This is a genomic window from Pseudogemmobacter sp. W21_MBD1_M6 (genome assembly GCF_052119585.1).
Classification (GTDB): domain Bacteria; phylum Pseudomonadota; class Alphaproteobacteria; order Rhodobacterales; family Rhodobacteraceae; genus JBGQOJ01.
The window spans coordinates 1-3,741 of the sequence record NZ_JBGQOJ010000063.1 but is presented as its reverse complement, the minus strand read 5'-3'; the positions used below and the strand labels follow the sequence as shown (position 1 = coordinate 3,741).

The 3,741-nt window shown below is 60.0% G+C and carries 3 protein-coding genes; 1 reads left to right on the top strand and 2 read right to left on the bottom strand.

What is annotated here, in order from left to right; genetic code table 11:
- The first annotated feature begins 183 nt into the window (after positions 1-183).
- Positions 184-2,067 (top strand): AAA family ATPase, encoded by a 1,884-nt coding sequence (locus ACEN2R_RS20790; RefSeq protein WP_442044832.1) that lies wholly within the window; start codon positions 184-186, stop codon positions 2,065-2,067.
- 663 nt (positions 2,068-2,730) lie between these two features.
- Here ACEN2R_RS20790 and ACEN2R_RS20785 read toward each other — a convergent pair.
- Positions 2,731-3,102 (bottom strand): hypothetical protein, encoded by a 372-nt coding sequence (locus ACEN2R_RS20785; protein WP_442044830.1) that lies wholly within the window; start codon positions 3,100-3,102, stop codon positions 2,731-2,733.
- Between the two features lie 34 nt (positions 3,103-3,136).
- On the bottom strand, positions 3,137-3,679 hold the full coding sequence (locus ACEN2R_RS20780; RefSeq protein WP_442044828.1) for a hypothetical protein: 543 nt from the start codon (positions 3,677-3,679) through the stop codon (positions 3,137-3,139).
- Positions 3,680-3,741: the final 62 nt, after the last annotated feature.

The window sequence follows — 3,741 nt, the reverse complement described above, 5'->3', positions numbered from 1 at the left end:
ACCCACCAAAACCAACCGAAGAAACCCAAGCCTAAATTCCAAAGGCCACTGTCTCAAAGTCGTTGACACGTTCCGCCCGGTCTGGATGAGACCGTCTACAAGCTCCTCGATCACCTCCTGGCCCGCGCCCCCTTCTGGCCGGATGATGCGCCCCTTCCCCTCGCCGTGCGCGCGGAAGAGACGGTGCTGTCCAAGGACGCCCGCAAGTCTGGCGCGGGCCCGGTCGGTCAGCTCGTGTCCATGGTCCGCACGGCGCTGGAGACGCGACGCGCGATTGTCGCGGTGGCGCTGGCGGCCGGGACCCTGCCCTCGGCGCTACGCGCGTTGAAGCCGCAGGTGATGCACCTCGCCCCCCTCGACCGGGCCATGCTGGCCGGGATCCTCACCGACGCCTACCCCGATACGGGGGACCGGATTGATGGTGACACGGCCGCCCTCACCCGCCTGCCGGATGACGCCCTCTGCAAGGGGCTGGGGCCGGACGATCTGGTGCTGGCCCTGCGTAGCCCGACGCGGGATGGTGCCATCGCGGCGCTGGTCGCGGCCACGACGCCCGCCGCCACTGAGGGGCCGGGACTGGCCGATTTCCCGCTGCCGCGGGAGGTGCGCGAACCCGTCGAGCAAATGGTCGCTGACTTGCGGGCTTGGCAGGCCGGGGAGATTCCGTGGAAGGACGTCTCGCGTGGCCTCCTCCTCGCCGGCCCGCCGGGCTGCGGCAAGACGGAAGTTCCACGCCTCATCGCCCGGTCGGCTGGAATCGCGGTGGTTTCCGGCTCGATCGCGGACTGGAGCGCGGAGGGCGGCCGTGGTTCCGAGGTGGTCAAGGCCATGCGCGAGGCTTTCGGCAAAGCCGCCGCCTCGGCGCCGTCGATTTTGTTTATCGATGAGCTCGACGCCGTTGGCGACCGCGACCGCGTGGGGGACACCAATAGGACCTGGACCGAGTATGTGGTGACGGCCCTTCTGGCCGCGATGGACGGTTTCGAGGGGCTCGAGGGCGTCGTCCTCATGGGCGCGACGAATCATGTGGACCGGATCGACCGCGCGATCCGTCGGCCCGGGCGCTTCGACAAGGTTCTAAGCCTTGGATACCCTACCCACGATTTGCTCCCCGCCGCGATCCGGTGGCAGGCGTGGCCCGATCTGGCGGACCAGGACCTGACCAGTCTTGGCAGCAAGGCCACTGGGATGAGCGGGGCAGACATCGCCGCCTGGGTCCGGTCCGCCCGTGCACTGGCCCGGCGCGAGAAGCGCCCGCTTGGCGTGGAGCACCTGGAGACCACCCTGCACGAGTTGCGGCCGCCTGTATCATCGGAACTGCAGTGGCAGATCGCGGTACACGAGGCGGGTCATGCCGTCGTCGGAGCCGCAACGGGTATCGCCCGTCCGCAGATGCTGGCAATTCAGGGGGGCGGAGGGGTAACACAGCAGTTCCTGCTGCGCCGCGGCCAGCGCCGGGCGGAACTCATCGATGCGCTTGCGAACGATTTAGGGGGAAGAGCTGCGGAGATTGCCATCTTCGGTGAGCCATCTGGCGGGGCCGGCGGTGACAGCACCAGCGACCTTGCCCGCGCAAGCCAGACGGCGGCCGGGATGGAGCTGTCATGGGGACTGGGCCAGGACCTCGTCTGGCTGGGCGATCCAGAAACGGTGCTGGCCCGCCTGCGCATCGAGCCCTACCTGCGGGCGCGGGTCGAAGCCCGCCTCCAGGAGGCCCAGGCCCGCGCCCTGCGGATTGTCGAGGCCAACCGCCCCGTGCTGGAAGATATGGCCACGGCGTTGGTCCGGACCGGCGTGCTGACCGGACCCGCGCTGGAGGCGCTGGTTGCACAGGTCGTGCCGGTGCCGATGGCCGGACTGGAGCCTGTGACTGTGGCCCCCTTTGATCAGGACAGCGCCGCAATCTCCTCCGTAGGTCAAGACGGGCGCCGGGGTGCCGCCCTTCTCACCCTCGCGCCGGAACAGCCGCATGCACCGTCGGCGCGCGACCTGCGGACCCGTCAGGACAGGGCCGACAACATCAACGCGGGTCCCGATCCGGACATCATCCAGACGTTCGCAGCCTAAGAAGGCCTGTTCAGTTCTCCGTTCCGCAGCAGCCAAACCTTCGAACTGTTTTGTTCCTAGGCGAGACGCTCGAATAGAGACATCATCGTCCTGAGCCCGCTTGAAACTGTTCATATGATTGCGCCGACGAGGCGCATGGCGTCCCCGATCAAAAGGACGCCCAAATCGGGATCATCCGAAAAAGTAACCAGATTGCAGTACCAGATTGAAATCCGTGCTCGGGTGGCACACTGTGACACCTGACTGTGACACCACCGATCGACCGCTCAAAAATTCTGGTTTAATATCAGATACTTGCTAGACGATAAAATCTGGCTCCGTTCCCTACCGTCGGAGCCAATTAATCTCTTTGAGATCAATAAGCTACACAAGAACCCGCCTCGGCGGGGTTTTTTGTTTTTGGGTCAGGGTAACATCTGGGGTAACAGAATAATAATTTTCTGCGGTCCCAGCCAGACATATCAATCTTCCAGCAAGACCATGAAACTAGGTGGTTTTCTCATGACATGAAGCGCTTCGTTGCCGTAGACAGCTAAATTCTCCGTTTTGTCGAGAACCGAGCATTTTTGCCCGCGTCCAAGATACTGACGGGTCAGACGGCGAACGGCTGTCCGTCACGTCTTCGGCCAAAATACCATTTTCACCATATTGAAGGCCAAGCCTCTATTTTTTGAGGAATGAGATTGGATCTGAACGTCTCATGTCAATATCGAACCAATAGAGTTCTGAAACCTCAGTCACTCCGTCAAATGCAAAACGCGAACAAAGCAGTATTGCTTTACGCACCATATGGAACAGAATTGACTGGTCAGGATTCGGTTTTTTTGGCTCGAAAAGCGACACATAACCAAGCAAGAATTTTCCGCTTGGGCTTTGGACTGGCTGATACCGAATGATGATTCGTTCTTGCCGGGCATTGACTGTGAGAGTAGCGTAGCTGAAGCATTGTTCGACTTCACGCAATAGTTTTTCTTGAGCTTCGGCTTGAGATTGAAGCAACACCGTGAAGGCGACAGTCAAAATTAAGGAACGCATCAAAACTTCCTGTTTGTAGTCATTTTCTCTGCCTCTACTCTGTTTTAGGCAACCCAAACTGAGTGAACTTATCCAAGCAAACTTGGTTCATTAGCGCCCTTTCCTTGTCAGTGAACAACAGCTTTGCGCATGTTTCGTATGCCAAAGAACTGACCAAGGCAGCATTTTTCTTATAATCTTCCTTGAGCTTCGCCCTCCTCATCTCTAATTGGCGCATCTCTTCTGCAATCCGATCTGCTTTATCCCTCTCCGCTTGCCTTGCTCTCTCAGCTTTCAACTCGGCAGCCTTCAGTTTTTCAGCCTCTTCAGCTTCATTGAAAAATTGACCCCGGAAGGCCGAATATACCCACTTCTCTCCGTAACCTTCCGACAAACACTCGCTCGCCGCCATCAAAGCCTTTGTGTCCCATACGTTGCGCCAAGCCCTGATCTCCATCGCCAGCGCTTGAAATCGCTCCGCATCCCCTGCCCTCAATGCCTCAAGGCAAGAGACGCCGGTTTCCTCCAGACCTGAGGCGGATGCCAATCCTCCCGAAACCGTCACCGCAGCGGCCAACGCTGTTGCGGATTTCGGCAAAACCGGACAGCGATTTCACTAAGTCGCGGACAGCCGTTTCATTAAGTCCCGGACAATTGGTT

What these genes read in the sequence shown, in the direction of transcription:
- ACEN2R_RS20785 (WP_442044830.1), bottom strand. Translation starts at nt 3,102, where the DNA reads ATGCGTTCCTTAATTTTGACTGTCGCCTTCACGGTGTTGCTTCAATCT.